Raw genomic sequence first — 26,092 nt, 5'->3', positions numbered from 1 at the left:
CGGGCCGGTCTGTCTCGGCCCATTCGGGTGACGGTCGCTTGTGCGGGTTCGGAGATCCCCGCGCGAGCGCGTGTCGAATGCCATGCGAACGCGACTCGAGCCCCCGGATTTCTGCATTCTGTCGGGAACCAATGCCAAGCAATCCTGACCCCGCTGCCACGGATTTCCGACCCAGACCGAACCTTCGACGCGCCCCGCGCGTGTGCCTGCTATGCGGACTTTCCGGTCATTCGGCGAGCAACCGATGCAGTTGCAGCATGACGACAGAGAAGCTCGCAGCCACAGAAGGCGGGGTTCTGCACCGCAGCTCAGATCACGGAAGCGGTCGTTCATGGCTACGTTGGATCAGGGAACCAAAACGTACCATTCGCTGCGCCTCGCAGCAGTGCTACCGATGCGGACGAAGCTATCGTCCAGCAACCAGATGCGAATGGCAGCAATGAGGGTTTGACCACATTGAACTTCAAGACCTTAACTTGCTGTAGTGCAACGGTAGGGGCGCAATGATGCAGATGGAAACGTATTTGGTCTATTTGGCAGCAGTCGCGGTGTTCTTCGCGACACCGCCAGACACCAGTCAGCTTCTCATCATTTCGAACAGCGTCAGGCACGGGCTGAGGCGTAGTGCCTACACCATAGCTGGCGACCTGGCAGCAAACAGCTTGCAGATGACTGGTGCAGCTTTCGGTCTTGCAGCAATAATTGCAACCTCAGCGAGTGCGTTTATCTGGATCAAATGGCTCGGGGTGGCCTATCTAATCTGGATTGGCGTGCAGTTGCTTCTCACTGGCAATCAAACGGATGATGTTGCCGCCAATGCATCCGGACAATCGTTTCGCTTGTTCCGTCAGGGCTTCGTAACTTCTATGGCAAACCCATTTGCTGTCGTCTTTTTTGGCGCGCTCTTTCCCCAATTTATCGACCCAACAAAACCGGTGCTGCCTCAGCTTCTTATCTTGGGTGTCACGTATTTGGTTGTTGATGGAGCAATCCTGCTGCTGTGGGGTTGGCTTGGGGTTCGCGCGGCCACGGCGCTAAAGCGATTTTCCTTTGGCTTAGTGAACAAGGTTTGTGGCGCACTGATGATAAGCGCAGCGGCGTTGCTGGCGAGCAAGGACTTGCAGCCTCAGCGGTAGTAGCGCGACTAAGTGCCGACATTCGCGCACTGCGCGGCATCATGCTTATTTGGGCTCTGAGCCAGCGTTGGCTCGCACGCCGCTGCGTGTCCGGTCTCGGATGGCGAACGGCATGCGCCGTTCGCAGAGATTATCAGATGTCGACCGACTCGGCGATGCTCAGGGCATCCTCGAGTTCAACACCCAGATACCGGACGGTACTGTCGACCTTCGTGTGACCAAGCAGGAGCTGGACCGCGCGAAGATTGCCCGTCTTGCGGTAAATTTGCGCCGCCTCAGCGAGTGCGTGCCGTAGCCGCTTGGCTCGAGGCCGATCGCCGTCACCCAATCCCGAACGAGCCGCGCGTATTGCCGCGTCGAGATGTGCGGTCTGTCGTGAAACCGGCTCGGGAACAGGAAGGCGCAGCCGATCATCTCGGGCCGCGCCACCCAAGTCGAGATCGACGCGCGAGTGTTTTCCGTAACTTCGAACTGGACGGGGCGCTGAGTTTTGCTCTGGATGACGGAGACGCGTTCGCGCACGCAACCGCCGACGACGAGATCGGCGACCTTGAGCCTGACGAGGTCACAGCCGCGCAGCTTGCTGTCGATCTCCAGGTTGAACAGCGCCAGGTCACGCAGGTTGCCCGCGAGCTCAAGGCGCGCGCGGATCGCCCAGACTTGCTTCGGCAACAGCGGGCGTTTCTGACCGACGAGCCTGCCGCGGTTCCAGGGACGTCGCTTCGGCTTGGTGGCGGGGAGCTGGATCTTGGACATGAGACTTCCTCCATCCGTCCCTCCCGGCCCAGGCGTCGACATCGCGTGACCCCGCGATAGTAAGCGAGATCGTGAACGACCGGTGACGGAGCTGACCGCCAGCGCTCCGACGCCGCGCTGCCGCAGGTCGGCTTGGAGCCCTACCTAGACGTTCATCCTGGTCAGGATTATATATTATCCATGACGATAGCTAAAGCTGAATCCCACGCCGCGCGGATTAACCGTGAGCTTGCCCACCGTATCGTGACCGGACAGATCGCGGCGGGAGAGCGCCTGCGGCAAGACCACATTGCAGAGGAGTTTAGCACTAGCCACGTGCCCGTGAGAGAAGCGTTCCGCAGGCTCGAGTCACAGGGACTTGTCAAGAGCGAACCTCGCCGCGGCGTTCGGGTCGCGGCTTTCGGGTTCGATGAGATCCGAGAGGTCGCGCAGATGCGTGGATCACTTGAGGTGCTGGCGCTTCGCAACGCCGCTCCGCACCTCACGGCTGCCATCTTGGATGAAGCCGAAGAAGCCACCCGCGCGGGGGATCGCGCCGGCGATGTCTATGGCTGGGAGGAGGAGAACCGCAGATTCCATCGCACCATACTGACGCCCTGCGGGATGCCCCGCCTGTTGCAGTCGATCGACGATCTGCACGTGGCGAGTGCGCGTTTCCTGTTCTCGGGGTGGAGCGCAGAGTGGGAAACCCCGACTGATCGCGACCATCGCGCGATTTTGCTAGCGCTTCGAGCTGGTAATATCGACCTGGCCGCCTCGCTTCTGTCGCGGCACGTCACGTGGATGGGATCGAAGGCGCCCCCGAACGGGTCGCTTAGCAGGGAGCGGTAAGCCCCCTTTCCATGCCTTTGGCCAACCGCAGGACCGCTGGTTTTCCCGGCGCTCTTGCTATGCATCTGCGTTCTCGGCAAAAGTTAGATATCGGATAGAGATTCTATCTATAATTTCGAAAAGGATGCTCGCATGACCACCTCAGCCGCCATGCCCGCCGGTGCCGCACGCACCCCGTTAGACATTCGCAATCGCTCACTCGCCTGGAAGTTCGGCGCGGTGATCTTGGGAACCGTGTTCTTGGCACTCTCGTCCTATGTCGAGGTTCCGATGGTGCCCGTCCCGGTGACGTTGCAGACCTTTTCAGTCGCCCTGATCGGCGCACTCTACGGGTGGCGGCTTGGCGGCATCACGATCACGGCCTGGCTTGTCGAGGGGGCTCTGGGTCTGCCTGTTCTGGCCGGGGGCGCTTCGGGTGCGCAGCACTTCATCGGGCCGACGGGCGGGTACCTTTTCGCGTTCCCTGTCGCGGGCATGATCATGGGTTGGCTGGCCGAGCGTGGCTGGACCGGGAAGCGCGTCGGACTGGCCTTCGTCGGCATGCTCGTCAGCAATGCGGTTTGCCTTGCTTTGGGCGCAGCGTGGCTGGCAGTGCTCATTGGCCCCGAGCAGGCTATCATGGCCGGTGTCGTCCCGTTCCTCCTAGGTGCCGTTCTGAAGTCTGCGCTCGGCGCGATGGTGCTCAAGTTGATCCACGGCAGGATGAAGCGTGCCGACGCATGACGGTGCTGCTTCGGCCCCACCATCTTCTATGCATTCTGACCCATGTTGGTAGGGGATATTCCCCTGCCTTCACGACCAACATGGCAGCGATCATCGAGCGCATATCCGCGGGGGAGGAGATCAAGATCGTCGATGGTCCCGACGATATCTGCGCGCCCCTGCTCCATGACGAAGACGCACATTGCCGCCGGAACAGCGTGATCGCGCGGGACCGGGCTGCGTCCAACGATATCGGGAAACTGCTAGGGCGCGCGACCACGCCGGGAGCGCGTCTGATGCTGGACGATGCGTCGATCCGATCCCTGCGGCGCGCGTTTGACACCATGAGCGTAAGATCGGCCTGCGAGGGCTGCGAGTGGGCCTCCCTATGCAGCGCCGTCGCCGCTGCGCAATATACCAACACATGCCTCTAAGCAAAGACTGCTTTGTCCGGATGTTGTTGAAAAACTCGCCTCAGTTTTCCCGTAGACTGGATCGCCATGGCGGTCCTGCTGACTTCTCAGGCCACTGAAGGCCTCAGCTTGGCGAGTTTGCGGAGGTTCTGGACGGTTGCGGCTATGTGGAACTCGTCTTTGGCGCCATTTGGTCCCCGGAGGCGAAGGCGGTCGAGGCCCAGAATGCGCTTCAGGTGAGCGAAGAGCATCTCGACTTTCTTCCGGGCGTATTCCGAAGCGACATAAGCATCGGTCTTGGCGATCTCCCGGGCTTTCTGGCGCGCGTGCTCGTACCGCGACCGGGAGATCTTTCGCGTGGCCTGGTTGGGTGTGCAGTGCGGCTTCAGCGCGCAGGCGGCGCAATCCTGTTTCCGGGCATAGTACTTCTTGCAGCCGTCCTTGCCGAATTCCGGTCGCCCCTTAGAAATATCCCGCCAGTAGGGCTTCAGCGCGCGGCCTCCGGGGCAGCGGTATTCGTCTGCGTCTTCATCGTAGGCGAAGTCGGTCGCCGGATACGCGCCGTCCTTGCGTTCGGATTTGTCGAAGACCGGGATATGCGGTTCGATCTCTTGGTCGTCGACGAGCCAGCCGAGCATTTCGGCGGTGCCGTAGGCAGTATCCGCGGCCAGCCTTTCGGGGTGCAGATCGAAGCGGTCTCTGGTTCGTGTCAGCATGTTTCGCACGGCACCGACTTCGGCCTGCCGGATCGGAACGGTGGCCTCGACGTCGACGATGATCGCATTGTCCAGATCGACAAGGTAGTTGGTGCTGTAGGCGAAAAAGGGCCTGTCCCCGTTGGCTCCGGTGAACCGTGCGGCGGGATCGGTGGGCGAGATTGCCTTCGGCTTGACAGGCGTGGCCGCACCGAAAGCGGCGTCATCGAGCATGGCGAGGTATTCCTGTGTCGCTCGGCTGGCGTCATCTTCTGCTGACCATTCCGAGTATTCGGCCTTGGTGTAGCGGCTGGCATCCGCCTTGTGCGCATTCCGGGGTATCCGGTCGCTTGTTCCAGCGACATCCGGTCAGCGGTTCCGGGGTATCCGGTCACTCTGAGGTGACGCCGCTGAGCGTGGTTTTCTGATCCCATCCGAAGTCAGTTCGGTCAAGTGTGGGAACGGTCAATTCTCGTCGCCGGCTGCGGCGTCCCTGGTCTTTCGCAACGAGGGTCCGTCGAGGGGCAATCGGTGGGCGTTGTGGATCAGCCGATCGAGGATTGCGTCTGCGAAGGTGGGCTCGTCGATGACGTCGTGCCAGGTCTCGACCGGGAGTTGGCTGGTGATGACCGTCGATCCGGTGCCGTAGCGATCCTCGACGATCTCCATCAGGTCGCGACGCTGGCCGGCGGTCAATCGGTCGGGACCCCAGTCGTCCAGGATCAGCATGTCGGCCTTCACGAGTTGTCGGAACAGGCGCGGGAAGCGACCGTCGCCATGGGCGAGTTCGAGATCGGCGAAGAGGCGCGGCAGGCGATGGTAGAGCACGGACATTCCGTCCCGGCACGCGCGTTGCCCGAGCGCGCAGGCGAGCCATGTCTTTCCCACGCCGCACGGGCCGGTGATCAGCAGGTTCTGGCCCTCGTCGATCCATCGCCCGGTGGCGAGCTTCTGGAACAGGGGCTTGTCGAGCTTGCGCGGCGTGCGGAAATCCACGTCCTCGATACTGGCGCCGACATGGCGCAGCTTCGCGGCCCGCATTCGGGTCTGGAACTTCTTCGTGCTGCGGCTGGCGGTCTCGCGGTCGATCAGAAGACCCAGCCATTCGGCATGGCTGAGCTCCGCGGCATCGTCGCTGCCTTGCAGTTCGGTGAACGCGTCGGCCATGCCGTCGAGCTTCAATGAACGGAGCTGGTCATGGGTGGGGTGGTCGAGCATGTTCGTCCTTTCTCAGTGGAAATATCCAGCGCCGCGGATGTTGGTGTGAGTGATCGCCGGCCCGTCCGCGGGCGTCTCGGGCCGTTTGCGATGCAGGTTGTTCTTCAGGATCGAGTTCACCGAGCTGTACGAAGTACCGCCGATCTCGATGGCGCGCTCGCAAGCCGCCTCCAGCGCCTCGCAGCCATGGGACTTGGCCAGGCGAACGATGCCGAGGCAGGCGCGGAAACCCTGTTCGGGGTGGGTCTTGGTCCGCAGGATCAGATCGACAAGAGCGCCGGTGTTGGGCCCGATCTGATCGGCGCGGCGCCTGATCTCCGCAGGTGTCCACCCGGCATACCGTCGGTGACTGGCCGGCATATGCGCGGGCACGGTGCTGTGCTGGCGGTTGCCGGAGGTCCGGACGTGAGAGGCAACGCGTTGTCCCTCATGGAAAACCTCCACGGTGCGGGCCGCCACCCTGGCCCAGACCTTGCACTTCAGGAGCTGATGCGGGACGGAATAGTAATGCCGCTCGATCTCGACGTGATAATCGAGACCCACCTTGCGCTCGACCCATTCGGCATACTCGTAGGGGATCGCCGGCAACGGCCGCAGCGCCGGTCTGTCCAAGGCTTCGAGCAACGTCCGGCGACTGGCGCCGAGATGCCGGGATACCTTGCCGTTAACCCGTTCCAGAAGCTCCCGGATCGCGGTGTTCAACTCGGTCAGAGACCGAAACCGCCGGTTCCTCAGCGCGGCTGCGATCCATCGCTGAACGAATTGGACGCCGACCTCGACCTTCGCCTTGTCACGGGGCTTGTAGGGCCGCGCAGGGATGACCGCAGTGCCGTAGTGCGCGGCCAGGTCGGCATAGGTCCGATGGACCTTCGGCTCGTAGAAGCACGCCTTGGTGATCCCGGCGCGGAGATTGTCGGAGACCAGTTGCTCCGGCACGCCGCCGAAGAAGGACAGCATCCGAACGTGGGCGCTGATCCAATCGGGCAGGGTCTGGGTCCAGACCGCCTCGGCATAGGTGTAGCTCGAGGCGCCGAGCACACCGACGAAGAGCTGCGCCTGCCGCACCTCGCCAGTCTCGGCGCAGATCACCTCGATGGTGTCGCCGGCGAAGTCCACGAAGGCGCGCTCGCCGGCGACATGGTGCTGCCGCATCGTCGGGCTGATCCGTCCCTCCCAGCGTCGATAAAGCTCGCAAAACCGGCTATAGCCGTAGCCATCGTCGGGATGCGCGGCGCGATATTCCTCCCAGAGAAGGGACAGCGTCACGTTCTTCCGGCGCAGTTCGCGATGGACATGGGCCCAGTCCGGGGCGGCAAGGCCCAGACGCGTCGCGCTGCCGGCCGGCTGAAACAGGCGATGTTCCAGACCGGTGTCGGTGGTCCCTTCCGGCAGCGGCCAAGACAAGCCGGCGCGCTCCGCCCGCTTGAGATACTCGGACACCGTGGACTGCCCCAAGCCAAGGCTCGACGCAATCTTCCGCGTCGATAATCCCGCGGCCTTCAGCCGGAGGGCTTCTGCGATCTTGCGCATCGGCAATCGTCTCATTCTCGGGCTCCTTGCTCGTCCAAATGGACGGCAAGGCTACCCCGCCGCACGATCGCCCAGCGGTCTCTCTCAACCCGGTTCCGGGGTGACCGGATGCCCCGGAATCCGTGACCGGATCAAATCGGAATCACTGACCGGATGTCATTGGAAACGGTGACCGGATGCGCCCGGTACGCGCACGCCTTGATCAGCGACGCGTCCGCCCCGAAGCTCTCACCGCCCACGAGCCCCTCGGCGATGCACCGCGCCAGCACTGCCTCGAAGAGCCGCCGGAAGAGATCGCTCTCTCGGGACCGGCCATGCCGGTTCTTCGAGAAGGTCGAGTGGTCGGGCACAGCGTCGGTCAGGTCGAGCCGACAAAACCAGCGATATGCCAGGTTGAGATGAATTTCTTCACAGAGACGCCGTTCCGAACGAATGCCAAAGGCATAGCCCACGATCAGCATCCGTATCATCAGTTCCGGATCGACCGAGGGGCGGCCCGTCGTGCTGTAGAACGGTGCAAGGTGACGGCGCATGTCTCCGAGATCAACGAAGCGGTCGATGCCCCTGAGTAGATGCTCCGCCGGGACGTGGTCTTCTATTGTGAACTCGTAGAACAGCGCGCCCTGCGAAACCTGCCTCGGCCCCATCATCGCCAGTTCTCCCATGCTTCAGGAGAATTGAATCAGGCCCCATGCCGTCGCTCAAGCGGAGTTTTTCAACACCATCTCCGCGCTGCGGTCGCTGCTCCCGAGGGTTTCGCTGCGCGGCGCACGAACGACCGGATCCACAGCTGCGATGCGGCATAACGGTTTGCCGCGTCTCAGCAAAAATTCTCGCTGCGAGTGCGCGCAGCGAGAATTTGACACTTCCGCAACGGGCTCTTCGGTGACATTCGCCGCCCTAGGCTCGAATGAACGATGTCGGCGTAGCGTGGGATTTTTGCCGAAACTCGAACGAGTCGCCCGTGGCATGAATTGACAGTTATTCGTCTCAGAGCGAGACTGCCCCGCCGCCCTATTTCCGCAACTAGTTGCTCTTGCGGATTGATTTCACCGAGATGACGTCTTCTTGCTTTTTGCGATGTCGCATCGAAGTGCATCTTATGCACCGTCATCGGTCAGTTTTAGCGATCTGATCACAGTGAGGGATTGGTTCGAGTAGATTGGGTAAATCAAGTCTGTCGTCGCTCCGGCTCGTGGTGAACCTAACGGCGCGGATATCGACCGTCGCCGGGTCAAAGCTACTACCGACCGCCCCATGCGCCGTGGTCGTTGGCTCGCCGATCCCCGCCGCGAAAGACCTTGATGCAGGCTTTGTCAACGAGCCGCTTCAGCGGGCCTTCGGCGAAACGACAAAGGCTTGCACCCCAAGCGTCATTGGCTGACAGCAGGGCGTCGGTGAATCCTGCACGGGCCAGCTGAGCGATGCCTGCAGCACAAAGCGCGTTAATATGCTGGCGGTCGACCGCAACGAGAGGCGAAATACCTCGGAAGCTCGGACGCATTGGCTTGAAAACAAAAAGCTAATGTATTGAAATTAGGAGAATATTGTGGTTTCTCCAGCCCGTGCAACGCCAAGACTCATCCATTCCCGCTCCTCTTTCGCGCGAGACGCTACCGTCTTTTCTGAACCGGCTCGCTGCCTGGAACAGGATGCCGACGGCGGAGTTCGCGAGTGAAATGGGATTTTCGCTGAGAAGAATATGCGTCGGTGAGTCCGTCGCGATCGAGAAGATGGCTGAGGTCGGGAACCTGAGCTCAGACGAAATTGCCGACCTAAGATCTTGGACTGGCGAGATCTTGGGCGACGTCAGGATGGCATTTCGGAACGATGTCTTTGTATCGCGAGCCTTGCGCAGTCCAACTGTGCGCGGCTGTCCGCATTGCCTGCGAGAAGATATCGAAAGAAATCCTGGCCGGCCCTTCGAGGCGATGGCGCTGCGCGGCGATTGGCAGGTGAAATATGCCCATACCTGTATTCGCCACGCGCGTCCGCTCGTCCCACTCTGGACCTCTACATCGATCCTGAAGCGCTATGACATGCAAACGCAACTTCAGGAACTCCTTCCAGATCTATCTTCTGGGAACCTGACTGGTAAAACATTACGCCCGACCGCCTTTGAAGCATGGCTGGATCAACGACTTGCGGTTTACCAGGACGAGACTCAAGTGTCTCAGTTTGATCTCTATGCGGCCCTTGAGGCAAGCCGCCTTCTGGGGACTGAGTTATTGCGTCACGACAAAAACGCAGTCACGGGGATGTCTGAAACGGACATCATGCGGCACTCTCTTGAACGGGGTTTCGCGGTCGTCAGCCAAGGGGAAGAGGCCATAGCTGACACGCTTCAACAGATGACCCGATACGTCACTAAAGGCTCGCACAAGCCGAAGTATGTGTTTGGAATGTTCTATGAGCTCCTGTCGCGTGACCTTGTTCAAGAACCGGAATTCGAACCTTTCCGGCGACTGCTTCGAGATGTGATCTTGAACACTTGGCCCGTTGCAGCTGGAGAAGACCTGTTGGGCGAAAATATCGTGGCAAGACGTCTGCATTCGATCCGGACCGCCTCAGAGGAAATCGGCTACGCCGCCCACCCACTGCGCGAGGCTCTCATAGATGCTGGCATCGTCGCAGCGGAGGATCGCCGACCCGATGGCCTTGTTACCTTCGATGCTCAAATGCATGGCTCGCTGTTGCAGGAATACCCGAAGCTCGTCGGGGCCCGGGAAATGGCCAGGCACATCGGGGCTACGGAGCACCAGTTCGATGCCTTGGTGAGGGAGGGTATCCTGACACCCCTGGTGACACTTTCAGGTTTCCGGGCACCGTGGCGGCTTTCCGACGGAACCGCTTTTGTTGAGAGATTGCTTCACGGTGCCGAACCTCTCGAGGACGACTTCGAGGGTTGGGAACACATCCACCGAGCCGCGTTTCGGGCGAAATTCGGGCTGCAGCCAATTTTAGCCGGCATTGCGGCAGGCAAGATTCGAGTTGGTCAACTCGGAACAGCCGCACTCTACAAATCGATCTTCGTCAACTTCTCTGATTTCTCCGAACTGGTCAAACGTCACCGGTCCGAAGCTGGAACTGACTTGATGACCATACCGCAATTCGAGCGTTCAGTCGGATTGCGGACAAACCAGGGGTTCTCTGCATTAGTAAAGGCGGGGCTCACGCCGGCAACGCGAGTTATGAACCCCGCGTCGGGGCATGAGAAGCTCTACGTGACGCCCGACGATGCACGAGAATTTCGCGCCAAATTCACGACTCTTTCGATGATTGCGGCTGAAAGACAGATGAGCTTTGTTGCAGTGAAACGAGACTTAAAGATGGCCGGCATCAAAAGATTTGAGCATGACGGCGTCAAATTTGGGCAGCTCTTTCTTCGGTCGGATGTTAAGCGGCAACTTATAAAGAGCCCGGGCAGCCGGTCCAAGACGTAGCAGAGTACGCTAAATGCAGCTCATCCCATTCAGAAATGCCATGCGAAAGGTGACCACGCTCGCATCCGGCCGTCACTATCTAAGAACAGGCAGTCCAAGGTCGATGGATGGCAGACCGATCTATCCGAAGAACGGTGATTGAGCGTCATGCAGTCCGTCGACATGAAGGAACAGATCGATCTGCCTAGCATGTAGTTGAGCGAGAGGTGAGGCTTCAGATCGAAGTAAAGCTACTTCGCGGTATCTTCCTGCCTGCCTATCCGAAAATCTCACCCTTTCGTTTCTAAGTGAAACGGACAGCTTGCTTTGCTGCCGAATAAATCTCTTCAAAGACATGGGCTCGAATTCGATCTTCGCCGCAAATTGCATGAACTAAGTGCCGCACGCTAAGAGACTAGCTGAGACTGAACCTTTTCGCCAAGCGAACTTTGAATCAGGGCGGAAAGTGGACGTTCATAAGGTCAGACACCCCTAGACACGCGGAAAGCACCCCTTGAACATATGTGGTGCGCGGAGGGCATTTATGACGACCGATACTGAAAACGGCGGGGCTAACCCTGCCTACCAAGGTTACGATTACCAGAAGCTGGTCACCGTCTGGGTGGCTCTGAAGCTGATGTTCGGCACAGGCGCCAGCACCGACCGCATCACGGTCGAGCCGGCGTCCCACGACGACATCAAAGCGTATCTTGACGTCCCACTCGACGCGGCCGAGGCAAACCTGATTGTCGCCGCAGCCCACGAGTTGCACATCCAGATCAAGTTCAAGGGCGCGGGAGCCTGGAGTCCGAAGGATTTCGCCGGCGTGGTGAACAACAAGCCGGCCAAGGCTGCCAAAGGCCCCGAGCCGCGAGCGCGCGCTAAGGCCCTGATGCTCGCCAACCCCAAGCGCCGCTATGTCTTCATCACCAACGCCAGCGTCGATGGAACCCTGGCCTCGGGACGGGTCGACAGTCCTGAAAAGTCGTCCAATCCCACTTTCACGCCCACGAACCTCAACCTCAAAGCCGGGCAGGACCTCGCCGGCCGGTTCGCCCTTATCGAAGGCATGACGTTGGAAGCGACCCGCCGAAAAATCGACCAGATCCTCACGGGAAAGCTGCATGTCCCGAGCCAAGGTCTCGAAGGCTGTGTCGAGCGCCTCAAGAGGGCGGTCGAAGACCGCTTCCTCGCCGTCCGCAGCCCGTTGCATCGCAACGATGTCGAGCAGATCGCCGAGGCCTTCGGCGGTCTACCTCACGCCAACCCTCAGCTGACCTACTACGTTGCGCCAGCCAATTTCGGCCTCGCAGAAGAGCGCCTAGCCAATTATGGCTCGGTGCTGCTGATCGGTCCCTCCGGCTACGGCAAAAGCCTGACTGCCGACCAATTGGCTTACGATCGGCGTCAAGCCGACCCACCCTACAAAATTGTCCGATGCGAAGACGGGCTTGGCACCATCGAAGAGGTCTTCGCAGCGCCCGGCCGTGTCCTATTCCACCTCGAAGACCCTTGGGGCCAGTCCGGGTTCAAGAAGGGCGAGGCCGAAGAGTGGACCAAACGCATCAGCGCGTTGATCGTGCAGCAGGCACCCGACAAGCTGTTTGTGATCACCTCACGCAGCGAAATCTACCGGGCGGCGCTCGGCTCGTCGCCGGCCCCGCTTTGGAGCAGCCAGGCGGTAACAATAGACGATGACGTTTACGATGACGGTTCGCGCCGCGCGATTTTGCATGGCCGGCTCGCAGGCCAAGGGGCCTGGCGGCAGGACCTCGCAAAGCAGCATGAGGCGCGGCTACTGAGGGACCTGAAGTCGCCGCTCGAATTGATCAGCTTCGCCCGTGAACTCATCGCCGTCGCCAAGCCGCTCGAAGCCGACGTGAACGACTTGGTCGATCGGGCTCTCAGCGATAGCCGACTTCATGTGGTGCGCGACCAGATCGGCGCCTACGGTGACCGGGGCGCGCGCGGGACGGCCGTGCTCTGGGCTTTGCTGCGGTCTTCGCGCGTCTTACCTCCCAAAGCCTTGGCCGATCTCCGCCGAGAGGTCGACAGGGAGAGCAAGGTCGACATCGGACTCGATGATCTCGCCGTCCACCTAGCCCAGAGCCACCTGACTAAAGATGGCGATGGTGCCTACGCCGCCCACGCCAAGGTGATCGAGGCGATGGAGGCGATTGCCCGCGACCAATTCCGGGGGACGGAGGACGCCTTAAATGCCGCGGCCCGCGCAGCCTTGCGCCTAGCGGCGAATGACACGATCTGGCTCTCCGTCGTTGAGCGCTTGGTGACGGGCGCGCGTTCGCTTGAGGACGCAGGGGTCGAGTTGGAGGAGGTTGTCGTCGAGGCCTTCGACAAGAGCTTGATCGATGAGCTCACTGCAGCTGTCGGCAATCCCAGTGCCTTTCGTAAGGCTTGGAACCAAGCAGACCGGCGACTCAGTCTGCGTCAACCGATCGGCCGCTTGGTCGAATGGCTGCAACACGGCGCACCCAGGACCAAAGGCGGGTTCGCTGAGTTCGGATGGAAGCCGCCAAAGGTGTCCCACGCCGACCGCGAAGCCCTATTGGCGGCCGACCCCGAGCTGCGCATTCTCAAGGGCTTCATCGCCCACCAACTGCCACGGACCCACAACGACTACGACGCCGACAAGCTGATGGTCTGGTTAACTCCCTTCAAAGTCGACTTCACCAAGGCGTTCTTGGTCGCTGGTGAAGTCGTAGCACAGGCGGCCGAATTTGTGATGTGCGGCGACGCTATCGCCGAGTGTGCGCTCGCCGGATCCGATCCGCCCTATGAAGCCGTCTGGTCACAGGTCGAAACGATGCAGGAGATCGTCGACGACGTGCTTGCCAAGTCGAACGAGGACCGCCGCCAAGCATGGCAGGGCGAACTGGACTTCGCGCACGGCCTACGTATTCAGGAGCGAACGGAGGACGAAGAACCCTCGGCAGAGCATTTCGCCAAAGGTTATGTCCGCGCCCGCCGCCGCCGAGAAGGGCACGGCTGGATCGCTGGTCACCCCCGGCAGGACATCGTCCTGCCGCTGTGGGCCGACATAATGAAGTGGGATTTGACCAAGGTTACTGTTAGCGAGCTCGACGCCTTTTTCGTTGCCGCCGGCGACGATGACCGCCTGCAGGCCGCAGGGCTTGGCGTCATCGCTGATCGCCGCCTTGAATTTGGCCGCGATCGGGTTTCGGCGGCCCTGACCACTGGGGGGGCGAAGGCGATCAACGCGGCGGTTCGAGCCTTGTCGTTCTTGGAAGGTCGAGAAGAAGGGAGTTCCGGCCGGACCTCCGCTCAAGGTATCTTGCTTAATCTGCTGCCGACCTTGTCGCCGATGCGGGCGGTCATGTTGGCCCCGGAAATAGTCGATCTCGAGTTTGGGCACAGGAAGGCCGGGCTGGCGCAGCGTGTCTTGGCCGCCGCTCCTCCCGAGGCTGCGGCTGCCGTCCACCTTGCGCTCTCGCGCGCCCTCGGTGCCGACGATGCTACGCTTCTGAACCGCTTTCGCGAACTCCCGCCAGGTCAAGCCGAGACCCTGATGACGGAAGGGCCAGCCAAACTCGCCCGGCTTCTGTTGATGATCTCCGGAGCCGAGCATCTGGACATTCACGCTCTCGCCGAAGAGTGGGCGACTTCAGATAACGACATTGATGCGCAAGCGGCGGTGCGGGCGCTTGCCGAACTTGGAACACCCGAGGCGCGGACCGCGATCGCCAACGCGCTTAACCACGCGCATTACGAGGTCCGGCGCACGGCCCTGAAGGCGCTGGCTCCCAGAGCTGACACGGCTGAAAAGATAGCCATACTTGGCCTTGTGGTCGACAGGAGCGCGCCAGTCCGCCAGGCGCTGGCCGAGGTGATCGGAGAACAGGCATGGCCCGAGGGGCTCGACGTCCTCGTCACCCTGCTGGGCGACCGTCGCAACTATTGCCGCCATCCCGAGCTCCAGCGACGCTACGAGCCTGAGTATCTCGTCGCCCGCGCGGCCGCCGACGCCTTAGCCAGGTTCGACCCGCTTCCGCCGGAAGTTCTCGATCAGATCATCGCCGTCCTGATCAACGACGATGCCGAGACGGTCGACGTCATGCTGCACGGGAAGCTGCTCGACCTTCTGACTTGCCCAGACCACCCGGGAGTCTGGACCGCCATCCAGCGCGGGCTAACTAATGCCCAAGTTGTCGGCGACGCCGACGAGAATCTCTATCCGGTGCGCTACGCGGCCGCCTGGGCTGTAGTGCATCGGATTAGCCGGTATCCGGGCGAACACAGCCTCGCCCCGTGGGCGGCAATCAGGGCCGCCGCCGACCACATCGACGCCCAGCTTGCCGCGCCGCTCCTGCTGGCGCTCGGCGCTCAGCTGGCTGTTGACAGCGACGCCGCCACCCTCGAGGCACTGCGTGGACCGAACGCTTCGGACGTCCGAAGGGCTCTAGCGCTGTCGATGATCGACGACCGTGACACGGCCGCAGATTTGGCGCGCAAGCACGGCCTTCTCGCGGCCGACCACCCGTTCTTTGATCAGACCAACGATCTGGCGGCCAGCGACTCGGAGCTCTCGCGCTGGCCACTATCGACCCTGGCTAGGGACTGGCTTCTCAACCTCCGAGCGGGCGCGGACGTCGAGGCCACCTTGCTGTGGATGATGGCACACCGCACTGGCTTCGACTTCGGCTCCGCTGAGTTCACACCGTGGACGCTGCGCCGCAAGACCTCTATCCCGATCACCACCTTTGCTGAAATGTTCGGAATGGAATGATCGGCTGTAAAACTGCTCCGAGAGATATGCAGCCGCGCGCCGCCGCTCGCAATCATGCCTTAACCGTCGGTCGTCTCGAAGCGCACTCTTAGCTTCGCCCCACAGGCCTCTGCATAGATTTTTAAAGAGGAAAGGCTCGGGAGCTCTCCCGCGGGAGCTTCGATCGCCGACACCTCGTTGGGGCTCAGACCACTGGCCTCAGCCACTTGTTCCACAGTTAGCTCGCGAAGCTTCCGCGCTCGACGCGCTTCCAGGGCCACTGCCCGTTTATCCGCATTGAGGAGTAATTGCTCCTCAACGTCCGGGCGCGTTTTGCGTAAGCGATCTCTGATGACGCCCATGGCGATCTCCTGCGAATTCGTATTGGCAACTCTACGATGTTACACTTGCGGTTGTGCCATGTCAGGCTTGTTGATCACGGCTGTGCCCTGCAACGCGGAGCCACAGCTGGCCGAAGAGGCCGGTATCAGGCGTCAGTCCGGCCTCGACCCTCATCGCATTGAGTTCGAAACTGACCCTCGCGCCAGCCGCACACACTTAAGGCAAGAAAAAAGTCGCCAGACTGAACGGCGCGGTTTGCTGCGCTCAAGACGCACAACTGATACCCGCCGCTCGGGCGGCGCGGATCTAGGCGATGTCGAGCGGTCTCGGTTCGATCTATGTGACACTCTTCATGCTGAGCGAAGGCTAGACCGTGCGCCGCAGGAACGCTGTCAGCGTTTGCCTCCGGCTCGCGCCGAGCACCGACGCCATTGTGGTTCGCGAAACAAGGGGCATCCCGTTGTCCAGCGCCACATTCAGAGGCGTCAAAAAAATACCTTGCGGAACTGAGGGGTGGGCATATCTGCGCCTCGTCAGCAGCTTGAGTTCTAAAGGAGACACCATGAATACCCGTCAGCCCCGCCCTAAGAACACTCCCAGCGTCTCTACTTACAGGCGCGACGTCGTGGACACTCAGCGCATTATTGACGATCGTGAGGCTAGTATCCGTGAGCAGATTCGCGCCGGGATCCAGAGCGGCAAGTTTGGCCCGGAGGGCAGCCTCAGCCGCAAGAGGTGCGAAGAGGAGATTGCTATGATTGAGGCCGGCCTTCACGCTGCCCACACAAAGTTCTTGGACAACTTGAACACTCTTATTGACATTGCCGAAGAAACTAGTGGTTCTCACGAAGCATAGCCAGTCGCTTTAATTTCGACGCAAGCGATGATCGGGCAACAATGTCCGATCACGCATTAGCGGTTCATGCAGCTTTCGCAGATATATGTCCTTGCCAAGCTATGATTGGTTTTCTTTCGGTAAATTAGAGCCAGTCTTTATCAGGCCATGAAGCAATAATGGGCTTGAGGTGTGGAATCTGCTCATCGGCATCGGCTCCCAGCAAGACCCGTATTACCCCCGAGTGAGTTACGATCAAGGGAACAGTTGCCTGCTCTTTAATTCTACCGATGGCCATTAGAACACGTCTTCGGAAGCATTCTATGCTCTCGACTCCCGGTCCTGCGACTGCCTTATCACGCATCACTTTCGGCTTTCCCTCGAAGCGTCCCCAAGCTCGCTCCTCCAATCCTGGCACCACTTGCGCGGGAAGGTTGAATACGCGCTCGAATTCACTTGCCGTTTGGATGCACCTAATCAAAGGACTAGAGAAGAGCGCGTCGATTTCTGCATATTTGAAGTTGCGAGCAGCGACTGCAGCCTCACCCACCGCGCAGATATCGAGTGGTACGTCCTTCCGCCCCATCACGAGCCTTGCTCGATTCCAAGCCGTCGGAGCATGCCGCATCAAGACCATATGCGGTCCGACTTTCGAACGGGTCAAAGCAAAAGAGCGGAACCGATCCGATGGCGCAGCCCTTCGGGACCGACAAGCACACTTTCGAGACCGTTCCGGAATTCGCGCGCGACCTCGACCAGTTCTCGGTACTCGTCCGTGTCCAGCCCTTCATGCCCGGCGCGCTCCAGCGCACTGCGGATTTCACCGTCGTCGATCGAATTGAGAAAGGTTGCATAGGCTGCAAGCGGCTGGGCCATCTCGTCATGGCCAAACGCTTCAGTCAGCCGATCCGCCGGCGGCTTGGCGAAGGTCTCAAGCAACATTGCACGCTTCGCCTCTGCCGACGCGTCGGCAGTGCGCGAGATGGCCGCCACACCACCAAAATAGAGCATCATGCGCGCGAAACGAAGCTTCACAAGACGTATCGCACGCGGCTTGCCACCATCCGCGGTCTTTTCTTCGAAATCTACGCAGATAGTGCGCCAGTAGCGGATCACGTCGTTGAGCAGATACCGGCAGAGCTTGCGCTCCTCCAATTCATCGCGAACGTAGTGTCCGACGAGCCGCGAGCGGACATCATCGAACCCTGCTCGATTGTGCAGCCACTCCCCCTCCAACAAGTATAGCATTCGCCGGGTCAGATATTCGTTGGTATCTGCGTCCCCACCGATATTAGCCAAGAGATCGTTCACCGTTAGCGGATCTTCGAACACGCCACCATGGGCAGGCATCTTGACCCCGTCCGCCTGCAGACGCTCGCGGAACGCCTCCTGCACTGGGCGGATCGCGTCGGCATCGTCGCCAGTAGCGAGGAAAAACAGATCGACGTCCGAACCGCTAGTCACCTCGCGCCGTGCAACTGAGCCGTTTACTCCGACAATGATTCCCGGTTCATCGGATATGACTTCCTGCGCGGCTGCGCGCATCGCTTCGAGTTGACGGTCCGCCTCTTGCCGTGCGGTGTCGAGAACCTTGCGGACACTGCCCGCGTCAGTCAATCGTTCGATTCTTGTCATGGGGTCAGTCCAGCAATTCCGCCAAAGTGGTGGAGTTGCGCGTCTTGGTTTGTTTGTAACGACGGTCGATAGCGGCGTTGTCCACCAGCGGCATGTCCGCTTCGACAAAGAAGTCGCGCCTGCGACGCTCGACCGTTTGCTTGAGCCACGCCTTTGGAACGCGCGCACGTAAATTATCCAGACGCGCCGCCATCTTAAGGTAGTCGTGAAGCTCGGGATGTCGCCGTAGAAGCGTTGTCTCGGTGATCAAAAAGTCCTCGGGAGCGAACTCGGAAAGATGTTCCCGCATATAAGTCTGTGCAAGCATATCGAGGGCCGCACCGGAAGGACCTCCAATGAAGAGCGTGTAGACGTCGTGCTTCAAACGCCAGAACTCGTCGAATGCATCCACGGTCAAGGCGCCGCCTCGCGCCCAAAGGCGCGCGATCCTCTCGGCGCCGCGATAGGCAGGACGTGGCGCGACGAAGGCCCGGCAGCGCGTGATGCCGTCGAGCGTGTCGAGATTGATCTGGCTGGAGAAGAGGAAGCCTACGTCGCCGTCATGAGTGCCGTCGATGAGAGCGAGCACTTCTTCGATATCGACCTGCGCTGCAGCCAGCGTCTCGGCGATGCCTTCCCCTGCCGGCAGCTTGCCAGTGATGAGATCACGCGTGACACTGTGGTGGTCGATCCCGAAGGCATCCGAAAACACCGGTTCCAACGTGTGTGACAACGGCCCGTGTCCAACGTCATGCAGGAGTGCCGCGGTGAGCAACAAACGACGGCGGTCATCAGAAAGATCAGCCTCACGCGCGTAAACGTCGGCAAGCCGTGCCACGCCAAGAGAATGCTCCAGGCGGTTGTGGCGACGGCGATGGCCTGCCCGTCCCGAGCCTTGGCGCAGGTGATCGATCGCACCGAGAAAGCCAATACCGGCGAGGCGCCTGACCGGTGCAAGGGAAACAAGTGAAGAGACGATAGAGTCGCGGAAGTAGTGACAGGTGTCCGAGCGATAGGCATCGCACGGGGCATAGTCCGAGCCCCACGTCAGCATGTCCGGCTGCTTCCCTTCCCTACACATGACGTCCAACACCTGTTCCAGCCCTTCCTGCTCCTACTCAGGAGGTCGACACGCTATGGCAACTGGCAAGTTCCTAACACGACATCCAGCCGCCGCCACTCCTAAACGAACCGCGAAGACCAACGGTTGCAGCAAGCTGTTGGTTCAGTTGAGCATGTCAAGGGCCGCTCAACAACACTATCGAACCTACAGGTCGCACGCGAACGACGACACTTCCCGTCTCAAACGTAAAACTTGAACGGCTGCGGGCCGCCTACCTTCGCGGAACCCATGACGAGGATATCGCCGACCATCTTCGCGAAGCGCACCGTCACCGGCAGCCCGTCATTAAAGTTACACGTGTTGTAGTTGATCTTCGTCAGCCCCATGATGTCCGCGAGCACCGTCTGCATCGCAGGGCGCCGGTATTTTGCCCGCAGGATGGTCACAATGAGAGGGTTCGGTGTTTCCGGTCCGATATAAGTGTCCAGCTGGGGGACATAGCCGCTCGTCCATAGATAGGCGTTCCTGTCGTCCAGATGCAGCGCCGTTCCCCGGATCACGGGGTAGTCCCCGTCACGGAAGAGCTTCGTGTCCCCGTTTGTCGACCTTATCCGCACACCGACAACGTTCGTGCCTGGCGGGGCCGCACGACAGAAGGCCTCCCATTCCTCGTCGTTGAACGAGGCCTGTCCATGGATGAAGAGCTCCTTAGGAGGCGCGGAATGCGCGTCTTCGTAGGCTTCGATCACGGTCGCGAGAAGATCTTCAGCCGCCGTCGCGCTCAAATGATACTCATAGTCGCCGGTCTTCCAGGGGCCGTTGGCGCCACGAAAGACTACCCCGTCTCCCTCGCCCAGGAACATCTGGGCGGCACAGCACACGTGGTTGTCGCGATTGTTCGGGAGGTTCTTGTAGACCATTCCGATGTAGCAAACGCCGTCGCGGACATCCGATAGACGCCATGGCGGTCGCTCTTGCGTCTTGTAGTAAATGCCTGTCGCAAGGTTCCAAGCCACCGTTGCAGGATCCTGCGTCGTTCGGGTTGGATAACCCGCGCTATTCGGGAAAGCGCCGGGTTCGAGCGTAGTTTCTCGTAAGATCTGAGACGGAGCGATCGAGAGCAGCTTGGCTTTTATGTGCCTCCGAAAATCGGGGACGTCATCGAAGATGTCCTCCGCCCTCGTGTCGAATGACGGATCAAGGGAGAGAAGAGGCAGGTCTTCACGGGTGCGTTGTTTCTTCGGGGATTTCCCCGGTAGTAAGGCCAACCCCGTTCTCCGCGATTCCGGCCTACATCGTTCGTAGACGATCTCCGGGACGACAAAGAGCCAAACGTCAATCGCGCCCTCTTCGTTTCGACGAAATTTCTCTAGGCGGTCGATGTAGACGCGCGCCACCGCATCGACCGCTTCGTGCATGTTCTGCAGACGCGTCGCGCGGTCGATAGCCTCCATCTCGACCGCTAGCGTCCTGCACCTTTCAGGGTCGAACGTGATCCCAAACGTCTCTTCGAGGCCGGCGAAGTCCGCAAGGTGAAGGCGGTCCTTCTTTTCGCTCGGACCTGGTGGGGGCACCCGGATTCCCTCAAGCAGGCGCCGACTCCATGAGCCGAAGTGGCCCAACCCTTCTTGCGTTCCGATAACCCCGATCCGCACTTCTTGTGGCTTCTTGCGCGCTTGGTGAGGACCGTAGAGAAAGAGACCATCCTTAGGGTGGTGGCTGCGTTGACCATGCCGAAAATCCAGTTCGGGCTCATTGAGATGATCGACGGCTAGGTTCGCTTCAGGAAGCTTCATGGACCCCCTCGATCCGAATCTGCACCCTCATCTTCATCCGGTTCGGGACGCCCAAGTGTGCTGTGGTCCTCTTCTTCTGCATCCGGGTCCAACACGTCCGGCAGCGAAGTACTGACAGGCGAGGTGAACTGGAGCGGCTCCGATGACAAGAGCATGTCTCGCCCCGGCGCAAGCGAAACACGAATGAAAGCCGAGTCCCCCGACATGATCTGCAAGAAAGCCAGAAGCCGACCGTGCCACTGCTTGTTTCTCCAGCCCTTGCAGCCGGACCGACGAAGGCGGTGCATTTTCTTGGGATCGTCGATCCTTTCGCCTTGCTCCGTACCATTGTCCTTGGCGAACAGAACCCTCGCCTTCAAGCGAAAGTGCCAGAATGGCCAGTTCCTCGGGATCGCGGTAACTCCGTATGACCACACGTGCTTCTTGGCTACATTGCGGAGCATCGATGAGCGACGTGCTCCCTGTTTGCCCCAGGGTACGAGTTCTCCGAGCTTTAGCTGTTCCGGCGAGACATGAAAGCCGTTCCCGCCAGAGTAGCTATATTCGACCATCCCCATGCTGCGGCAGTGACGCTCCCAAGACTCCCGGAGAAGTCCCGTTATCACGTTCGACAGGTCTCTCCCCTTGAGGTCGATCTCTGGCATGCCATCCGCCGGGGCATCCATGATCGAAACTGATGCCCTATGACGCAACTTGGCGACACCCTCGAGACTCTCCCGCGCATCCATTGGATCGGCAAAGGCAATCAGTCCTCGCTCGTGCGGCACCGCCGGATAGGGAAGCGCCCTGATCCTGCGCTTAAGAACATCATCTCTGACGGCACCAACAGCCTCATAGAAATGAATCTCGTCAGGAATTTCGGCGATCCGAATCCAGTTCGAGACGAGTGATTCTGGCTTGGAGATGAGCGGCACCGCACCTCGCTTGCGAAAGCTGTCCCACTGAGAAGCCACTACCGGCTCCCCTGCACGGCGCGGAACGCCCTGTCGTCCAAGCGTGTCGAGCAGCTTCATCAGGCCCTCCGCCCAACCGCGCGCGAAGTCAGCGGGAACGGCGTCACGCAGCCCATCTATCTTCGCTCCATCCTCAAGCCGCAGGGGTATGATCAAACGTGGATCCTCGAGCGCGTCCGCGAGGCTCTTTGCCCGGTCGACCATATCCATCACGTTGTCGTCCGCCCGAGTTTCCGAGCTCACAGCGACCAGAACTTTGGCCGCACGGTGCTCCAACGCAATTGCAGTCTCTTTGCGCCATCGATCGCCGGGCTCAAGCGTCATGATCTCCGAGAAAACCCCGTAGCCGTGGGCTTCCAACTTCGGACCGAGCCAGAGAAGGAACTGATCGTGGAGCGGCCTGACACCGATAAGAAAGAGCGTGTCGCTCGTAGGCTCGACGGCATCTGCTGGACTTGCGCTCGAGTTCGGAAGGAGGTCTCTCAGGATCGGGGGCGGGCGGCGTTCCTGATCATGCCTATCCAACGCTCGGCCCATAATCCTCTCCAGCGCTCCGCCGCTGGATGGGGTCCAAAGGGATGGATGTGCCTCTTCGATGTCGGGATGGTCGCGCAGGAGCTTTTCGAGGTCTTCACATCCGTAAATGTCCGCCGTTGTCAGAAGAGAGGGACCGCAAATCTCCATCAGATCCTGCTTCCTTGCAGGCGTCATGGAGACGGAAGTCGAGAGGATGTATCGACTTGGGGCAAGCTGATCGATCTTCTTGCGTTCCTCCCGCATCGTACGCTTCAGAGACGATATGCCGGAGTTTTCATACCGCTTGGCTTGAAGTATCGTCACCCCATCCGGACCCGCTACGTGGCGACCGTCTATCCCCTCGTCGGGGCCCTCCCCGAATTGCTCGAACCGAACGCCGAGGTCGCGCCCTATTAGGTCCGACGAAAGCGCTTCGAACTCAGATGGAGAAAGCGTTGAGAAATCACGAGCCATCACCACTATTGATGCCGCATTGGTAGCAAGGACACAAGATGTAGGTGTTGTAGTTTGACTAAGGCGGCCTCCCACGCTCCGATTAGGCCCATAACTTTCCATGAAGCCGAAATGATTCCGGACTTCGTCACGACGGCTGTGAGCCCCGATTGTCATTCACCCGAAACATAGCCCCGCGGCCGAAGGGCTAGCCGATGGCATTGGCGAGGCCGCGGGCGATGGCGATGCCGAACTCCGCCAGCAGGCTGCGCAGCATGTTGATGAGCTGGGTCCGTTGCCTGACGACAAAGGCCCTTGCGCGATGCAGGCTCAGAAAGGCTTGTTGCTCCTCGGACTTGATCTCGACAATACGCGTTCTGCGCCTTTGAACGATCCCCCGGATCGTTCAATCTGCTGGTGCAGACCAACTTGAACTGGGCCGCGTCACGGCTTCGCAGATCGCCTCCGCGTCGACCGCGTCCGACTTTCCGGGCTTCACATACGGTTTGACATACATCGCCGGAATGAGCCTCACCTCATGATCGATGCGGCTCAACTCGTGCGCCAAGTAGCGGGCCGAGGCGCAGGCCTCGAGACCGACCAGGCAGGGCTCGAGACGCTAGAAGAATGCCAGAACCTGGCTGCGGCGCAGCGAACAGTTGAAGGCAATCGCTCCTTCATTGGTGATCCCGTGGACCTGGAAGACATTCTTGGCCAGATCGAGGCCGACAGTCGTGACTTTCATCGGGGTGGCTCCTTTTAAGCAGATCCTGAGATCTGCAATATGGCACCATGCGAAGCCGGGGAGCAGGAGCCATCCACCCCAACCGTTAGACAGACCAAAACCGCGATCTGATGCTGACCAGACTTATGCATCAGCGTTCTACGCTTCTCGAGCGAGCCGGAGCCCAAATGCGACGAGAAGGAGCCCAGTGGTACCGTCGATCGTCCTCCGCACGATCCGTTTGAGCAGAATGCGCCGGGCGAAGTCGATCAGAAGCGTCAGGGCGATCAGGAACAGCGTGCCGAGCAGGGGCACCATCATCGCGAAAAGAACCCACTGCACCACGGGCCCTGTCGCGCCGACGAACTGCGGTAAAAGGGCGAGGTAGAACACGAGCATCTTCGGGTTGGTGATGTTGCACAGGACGCCGTCTCGAAAGCCAAGGAGTGGTCCCCGTGCGGCCGTATCGGTCTCATCCTCATAGGTCCCGCGAACCGCCGATCTCAGCGAACTGAAGCCCATCCAAAGTAGATATGCGACACCGAGCCATCTGATTGCCTCAAAGACGGGCTGCGATGCGACGATGACAGCCCCTATGCCGAGCGAGGCGAGAAGAGCCTGAACAGACGACGCCGTGCCGATTCCGATGGCGGTCGCCAAGCCGGCGACGCGCCCTTTCGCCAGCGTGTTCCGCAGCACCATCAGCTGGTCGACGCCGGGGATGAGAACGACCATCAGGACGATCGCGAGGAACTCCAGGGGCATGGGTAACTCCGTCTTTCGGTTTTTCTATAACCTCCGCGATCCCCGACGGGTTTCTTGTCGCCTGCGCCGGAAACCTTGCATCGCTACGACTATCGGAGCTTGTGATCATCGTACGCCGAGAAGCAGCGTTGAGGCGGGCATCCTGCAATAGCCATTCTAGCTCCGATTCATTCCCCGCGTCGTGGAAGCTCCGCAGTTCTGATCGCCATCGCGCCAAGCAGTATGGCTGCGCAGGTCAAGCCGAGGCAGAAGCCCGCCCAAATGCCAGATGCGCCAAGCTTGGCCAATTCTGCGAAAGCGAGTCCGCCGCCCAAACCGACAGCCCAGTAGCACGTCGTACTCAGCACCATCGGCAGCACGGTCCGCCGCAAGCCGCGTAACGCGTGCATGAAAACGATCTGCCATGCGTCGAAGATGAAGATTGGCGCGGTCCAGCGCAGGACCTGCGACATCAAGACCCGTCCCTCCGGAGGCGTCTCGGCTCCCGAGAACAGCGCCACCGTCGCCTCCGTGAAGACGCCAACCGTCAATGCCAGGCTTGCCGCGGCAAGTCCGGACACGCTGACGCCGAGACGGAGCAAGCGATGCAGATTTCCTCCATCAGCTCGAGCGGCAGCAAGGCGAGCTGCCAACACTTCACCCACGGCTCCGCTTGCGGCGTAGTTCAATTCCATTACTGCGAACACGACTGTTCCCGCCGCCAGCCAGAGGACGGAGTACAGGCCCAGAAGGTAGAGGACCACTACGAACAGAACGCTTTCGAGGGCCTGCTGAGCGCCGGCAGCCCACCCGAGACGGATGATCTCACCCGCACTTCGGCAGACCGCTCGCGCCCGGATGGCACCAAAGCGCACGACCCCGGATCTCTGGACATGGATCAGCAGACCTATTGCGGCAGCGACGTTGACGGCGACCGTAGCCCCGGCGGCCCCAGCTACACCGAAGCCCTCCCACGCCCAAAGCCCATGGACGAGCACGATGCTGAGGGCCAGGTTCCCGAGGACAATACCGATGGAGAACCAGGCAATGACACCCGTGCGGCCGACGGCGTTCAGGGCGTTTTTCAATGAAGCAAACATAAACGTAGGCACGAGCGCCCAGGCGAACACGGTGGCATAGGCATCGAAGTCAGCGACCAGGTCGGCGGCGTATCCACTAGCGGCGAGGATCGGGATAGTGCCCCAAGCGATGCAGATGGCGACCACGACTAACGGCGCCGCCACGACGATCGAGGCAACCAGCACTCGGCCACAAGTCTCGGGATCGGATCGCTCGGCCATCAGGACCGTGCCGATCGAGAGAACTGCGAAGCCAACCACCATGATGGACAACAGGATCGTCTTGGCCAACCCCACGGCGGCAAGGGGGGTGGTGCCAAGTGCTCCGACCACCGCGAGATCGGTCAGTCCGACGAGGATCTCGGTCAGGTAGAATGCGCCGATCGGAAGCGCTGTCCGGACAAAAGAGAAAACCGTGGCGATTGAAGAGGACGACGGAGAATTGGACATGCAGGTACCCGTGCGATTGCACGGCCACCCAGGGAGCTGATGACCAAGGACCACCGAAATCACCCGGCGGGGCAGC

At 60.4% G+C, this 26,092-nt stretch carries 18 protein-coding genes and 3 pseudogenes; 7 read left to right on the top strand and 14 right to left on the bottom strand.

Features of this window, described 5'->3' with window-relative positions; all coding sequences use genetic code 11:
• Positions 1 to 506 precede the first annotated feature (506 nt).
• Entirely contained in the window at positions 507 to 1,136 is a 630-nt protein-coding gene (locus FIU91_RS02635; RefSeq protein ID WP_172974906.1) for a LysE family translocator, read from the top strand.
• Positions 1,137 to 1,269: 133 nt separating this feature from the next.
• Here the strand turns inward: FIU91_RS02635 and FIU91_RS02630 are convergent.
• Positions 1,270 to 1,892, bottom strand: a pseudogene (locus tag FIU91_RS02630) (tyrosine-type recombinase/integrase).
• Between the two features lie 180 nt (positions 1,893 to 2,072).
• On the opposite strand from FIU91_RS02630, the gene FIU91_RS02625 reads away from it, so the two are divergent.
• From FIU91_RS02625 to FIU91_RS02615, 3 genes are all read left to right on the top strand, one after another.
• Positions 2,073 to 2,723 carry a GntR family transcriptional regulator gene (locus FIU91_RS02625; RefSeq protein WP_152461309.1) on the top strand — a complete coding sequence of 217 codons (651 nt, stop codon included), beginning with the start codon at positions 2,073 to 2,075 and terminating at the stop codon, positions 2,721 to 2,723.
• Positions 2,724 to 2,855: 132 nt separating this feature from the next.
• On the top strand, positions 2,856 to 3,446 hold the full coding sequence (locus tag FIU91_RS02620) for a biotin transporter BioY (RefSeq protein WP_152461308.1): 591 nt from the start codon (positions 2,856 to 2,858) through the stop codon (positions 3,444 to 3,446).
• Positions 3,443 to 3,859, top strand: coding sequence for a DUF1284 domain-containing protein (locus tag FIU91_RS02615; RefSeq protein WP_152461307.1), 417 nt, complete (start codon positions 3,443 to 3,445; stop codon positions 3,857 to 3,859). Before FIU91_RS02620 ends, FIU91_RS02615 begins: the two co-directional genes overlap by 4 nt.
• An 86-nt stretch (positions 3,860 to 3,945) precedes the next feature.
• Here FIU91_RS02615 and FIU91_RS02610 read toward each other — a convergent pair whose 3' ends face one another.
• The 4 genes and pseudogenes from FIU91_RS02610 to FIU91_RS02595 form a co-directional block, all read right to left on the bottom strand.
• Positions 3,946 to 4,767, bottom strand: coding sequence for a transposase (locus tag FIU91_RS02610; RefSeq protein WP_152461306.1), 822 nt, complete (start codon positions 4,765 to 4,767; stop codon positions 3,946 to 3,948).
• 231 nt (positions 4,768 to 4,998) lie between these two features.
• Entirely contained in the window at positions 4,999 to 5,751 is a 753-nt protein-coding gene (gene istB, locus FIU91_RS02605; RefSeq protein WP_152461305.1) for an IS21-like element helper ATPase IstB, read from the bottom strand.
• A gap of 12 nt (positions 5,752 to 5,763) precedes the next feature.
• Entirely contained in the window at positions 5,764 to 7,296 is a 1,533-nt protein-coding gene (istA, locus tag FIU91_RS02600) for an IS21 family transposase (RefSeq protein WP_152461304.1), read from the bottom strand.
• 155 nt (positions 7,297 to 7,451) lie between these two features.
• A pseudogene (locus FIU91_RS02595) lies at positions 7,452 to 7,931 on the bottom strand (transposase); the annotation flags it as partial.
• 915 nt (positions 7,932 to 8,846) lie between these two features.
• On the opposite strand from FIU91_RS02595, the gene FIU91_RS02590 reads away from it, so the two are divergent.
• Both FIU91_RS02590 and FIU91_RS02585 read left to right on the top strand, forming a co-directional pair.
• Entirely contained in the window at positions 8,847 to 10,724 is a 1,878-nt protein-coding gene (locus tag FIU91_RS02590) for a TniQ family protein (protein ID WP_254702091.1), read from the top strand.
• 523 nt (positions 10,725 to 11,247) lie between these two features.
• Entirely contained in the window at positions 11,248 to 15,468 is a 4,221-nt protein-coding gene (locus FIU91_RS02585; RefSeq protein WP_152461302.1) for a HEAT repeat domain-containing protein, read from the top strand.
• Between the two features lie 59 nt (positions 15,469 to 15,527).
• Here the strand turns inward: FIU91_RS02585 and FIU91_RS02580 are convergent, their stop codons facing one another.
• The gene (locus tag FIU91_RS02580) at positions 15,528 to 15,809 is read right to left on the bottom strand and encodes a helix-turn-helix transcriptional regulator (RefSeq protein ID WP_152461301.1); all 282 of its coding nucleotides are present in this window, start codon (positions 15,807 to 15,809) and stop codon (positions 15,528 to 15,530) included.
• Positions 15,810 to 16,351: 542 nt separating this feature from the next.
• Here FIU91_RS02580 and FIU91_RS02575 point away from each other — a divergent pair.
• Positions 16,352 to 16,645, top strand: a complete 294-nt coding sequence (locus tag FIU91_RS02575) for a hypothetical protein (protein WP_152461300.1) — start codon at positions 16,352 to 16,354, stop codon at positions 16,643 to 16,645.
• A 124-nt stretch (positions 16,646 to 16,769) separates the two neighbouring features.
• Here FIU91_RS02575 and FIU91_RS19775 read toward each other — a convergent pair whose 3' ends face one another.
• The 8 genes and pseudogenes from FIU91_RS19775 to FIU91_RS02535 form a co-directional block, all read right to left on the bottom strand.
• Complete coding sequence (locus FIU91_RS19775; RefSeq protein ID WP_371418237.1) at positions 16,770 to 17,210, bottom strand: histidine phosphatase family protein; 441 nt, start codon at positions 17,208 to 17,210, stop codon at positions 16,770 to 16,772.
• 74 nt (positions 17,211 to 17,284) lie between these two features.
• A complete protein-coding gene (locus FIU91_RS02565) occupies positions 17,285 to 18,259 on the bottom strand; it encodes a hypothetical protein (protein ID WP_152461298.1) in 975 nt (324 codons plus the stop codon).
• A 4-nt stretch (positions 18,260 to 18,263) separates the two neighbouring features.
• Positions 18,264 to 19,292, bottom strand: a complete 1,029-nt coding sequence (locus FIU91_RS02560) for an HD domain-containing protein (RefSeq protein ID WP_172974904.1) — start codon at positions 19,290 to 19,292, stop codon at positions 18,264 to 18,266.
• A gap of 248 nt (positions 19,293 to 19,540) precedes the next feature.
• Entirely contained in the window at positions 19,541 to 21,097 is a 1,557-nt protein-coding gene (locus FIU91_RS02555) for a hypothetical protein (RefSeq protein ID WP_152461296.1), read from the bottom strand.
• Complete coding sequence (locus tag FIU91_RS02550; RefSeq protein WP_152461295.1) at positions 21,094 to 23,040, bottom strand: TIR domain-containing protein; 1,947 nt, start codon at positions 23,038 to 23,040, stop codon at positions 21,094 to 21,096. The genes FIU91_RS02555 and FIU91_RS02550 overlap by 4 nt, the downstream gene beginning before the upstream one ends.
• A 193-nt stretch (positions 23,041 to 23,233) precedes the next feature.
• Positions 23,234 to 23,764 (bottom strand): annotated as a pseudogene (locus tag FIU91_RS02545) (hypothetical protein); the annotation flags it as partial.
• Positions 23,765 to 23,902: 138 nt separating this feature from the next.
• Entirely contained in the window at positions 23,903 to 24,508 is a 606-nt protein-coding gene (locus FIU91_RS02540) for a LysE family translocator (RefSeq protein ID WP_152461294.1), read from the bottom strand.
• Between the two features lie 167 nt (positions 24,509 to 24,675).
• Positions 24,676 to 26,016, bottom strand: a complete 1,341-nt coding sequence (locus FIU91_RS02535) for an MATE family efflux transporter (RefSeq protein WP_172974903.1) — start codon at positions 26,014 to 26,016, stop codon at positions 24,676 to 24,678.
• Positions 26,017 to 26,092 lie beyond the last annotated feature (76 nt).

This window comes from Roseivivax sp. THAF30, assembly GCF_009363575.1.
Lineage (GTDB): Bacteria > Pseudomonadota > Alphaproteobacteria > Rhodobacterales > Rhodobacteraceae > Roseivivax > Roseivivax halotolerans.
The sequence above is the reverse complement of the archived record's forward strand: the minus strand, read 5'-3'. Positions and strand labels throughout refer to the sequence as shown.

Excerpts from the sequence above, each read along its gene's own strand:
- FIU91_RS02635 (WP_172974906.1), top strand. The coding sequence starts at position 507 with ATGCAGATGGAAACGTATTTGGTCTATTTGGCAGCAGTCGCGGTGTTC.
- FIU91_RS02625 (WP_152461309.1), top strand. The coding sequence starts at position 2,073 with ATGACGATAGCTAAAGCTGAATCCCACGCCGCGCGGATTAACCGTGAG.
- FIU91_RS02620 (WP_152461308.1), top strand. The coding sequence starts at position 2,856 with ATGACCACCTCAGCCGCCATGCCCGCCGGTGCCGCACGCACCCCGTTA.
- FIU91_RS02615 (WP_152461307.1), top strand. The coding sequence starts at position 3,443 with ATGACGGTGCTGCTTCGGCCCCACCATCTTCTATGCATTCTGACCCAT.
- FIU91_RS02610 (WP_152461306.1), bottom strand. The coding sequence starts at position 4,767 with ATGCTCGATGACGCCGCTTTCGGTGCGGCCACGCCTGTCAAGCCGAAG.
- istB (WP_152461305.1), bottom strand. The coding sequence starts at position 5,751 with ATGCTCGACCACCCCACCCATGACCAGCTCCGTTCATTGAAGCTCGAC.
- istA (WP_152461304.1), bottom strand. The coding sequence starts at position 7,296 with ATGAGACGATTGCCGATGCGCAAGATCGCAGAAGCCCTCCGGCTGAAG.
- FIU91_RS02585 (WP_152461302.1), top strand. The coding sequence starts at position 11,248 with ATGACGACCGATACTGAAAACGGCGGGGCTAACCCTGCCTACCAAGGT.
- FIU91_RS02580 (WP_152461301.1), bottom strand. The coding sequence starts at position 15,809 with ATGGGCGTCATCAGAGATCGCTTACGCAAAACGCGCCCGGACGTTGAG.
- FIU91_RS02575 (WP_152461300.1), top strand. The coding sequence starts at position 16,352 with ATGAATACCCGTCAGCCCCGCCCTAAGAACACTCCCAGCGTCTCTACT.
- FIU91_RS19775 (WP_371418237.1), bottom strand. The coding sequence starts at position 17,210 with ATGGGGCGGAAGGACGTACCACTCGATATCTGCGCGGTGGGTGAGGCT.
- FIU91_RS02565 (WP_152461298.1), bottom strand. The coding sequence starts at position 18,259 with ATGACAAGAATCGAACGATTGACTGACGCGGGCAGTGTCCGCAAGGTT.
- FIU91_RS02560 (WP_172974904.1), bottom strand. The coding sequence starts at position 19,292 with ATGCTGACGTGGGGCTCGGACTATGCCCCGTGCGATGCCTATCGCTCG.
- FIU91_RS02555 (WP_152461296.1), bottom strand. The coding sequence starts at position 21,097 with ATGAAGCTTCCTGAAGCGAACCTAGCCGTCGATCATCTCAATGAGCCC.
- FIU91_RS02550 (WP_152461295.1), bottom strand. The coding sequence starts at position 23,040 with ATGGCTCGTGATTTCTCAACGCTTTCTCCATCTGAGTTCGAAGCGCTT.
- FIU91_RS02540 (WP_152461294.1), bottom strand. The coding sequence starts at position 24,508 with ATGCCCCTGGAGTTCCTCGCGATCGTCCTGATGGTCGTTCTCATCCCC.
- FIU91_RS02535 (WP_172974903.1), bottom strand. The coding sequence starts at position 26,016 with ATGTCCAATTCTCCGTCGTCCTCTTCAATCGCCACGGTTTTCTCTTTT.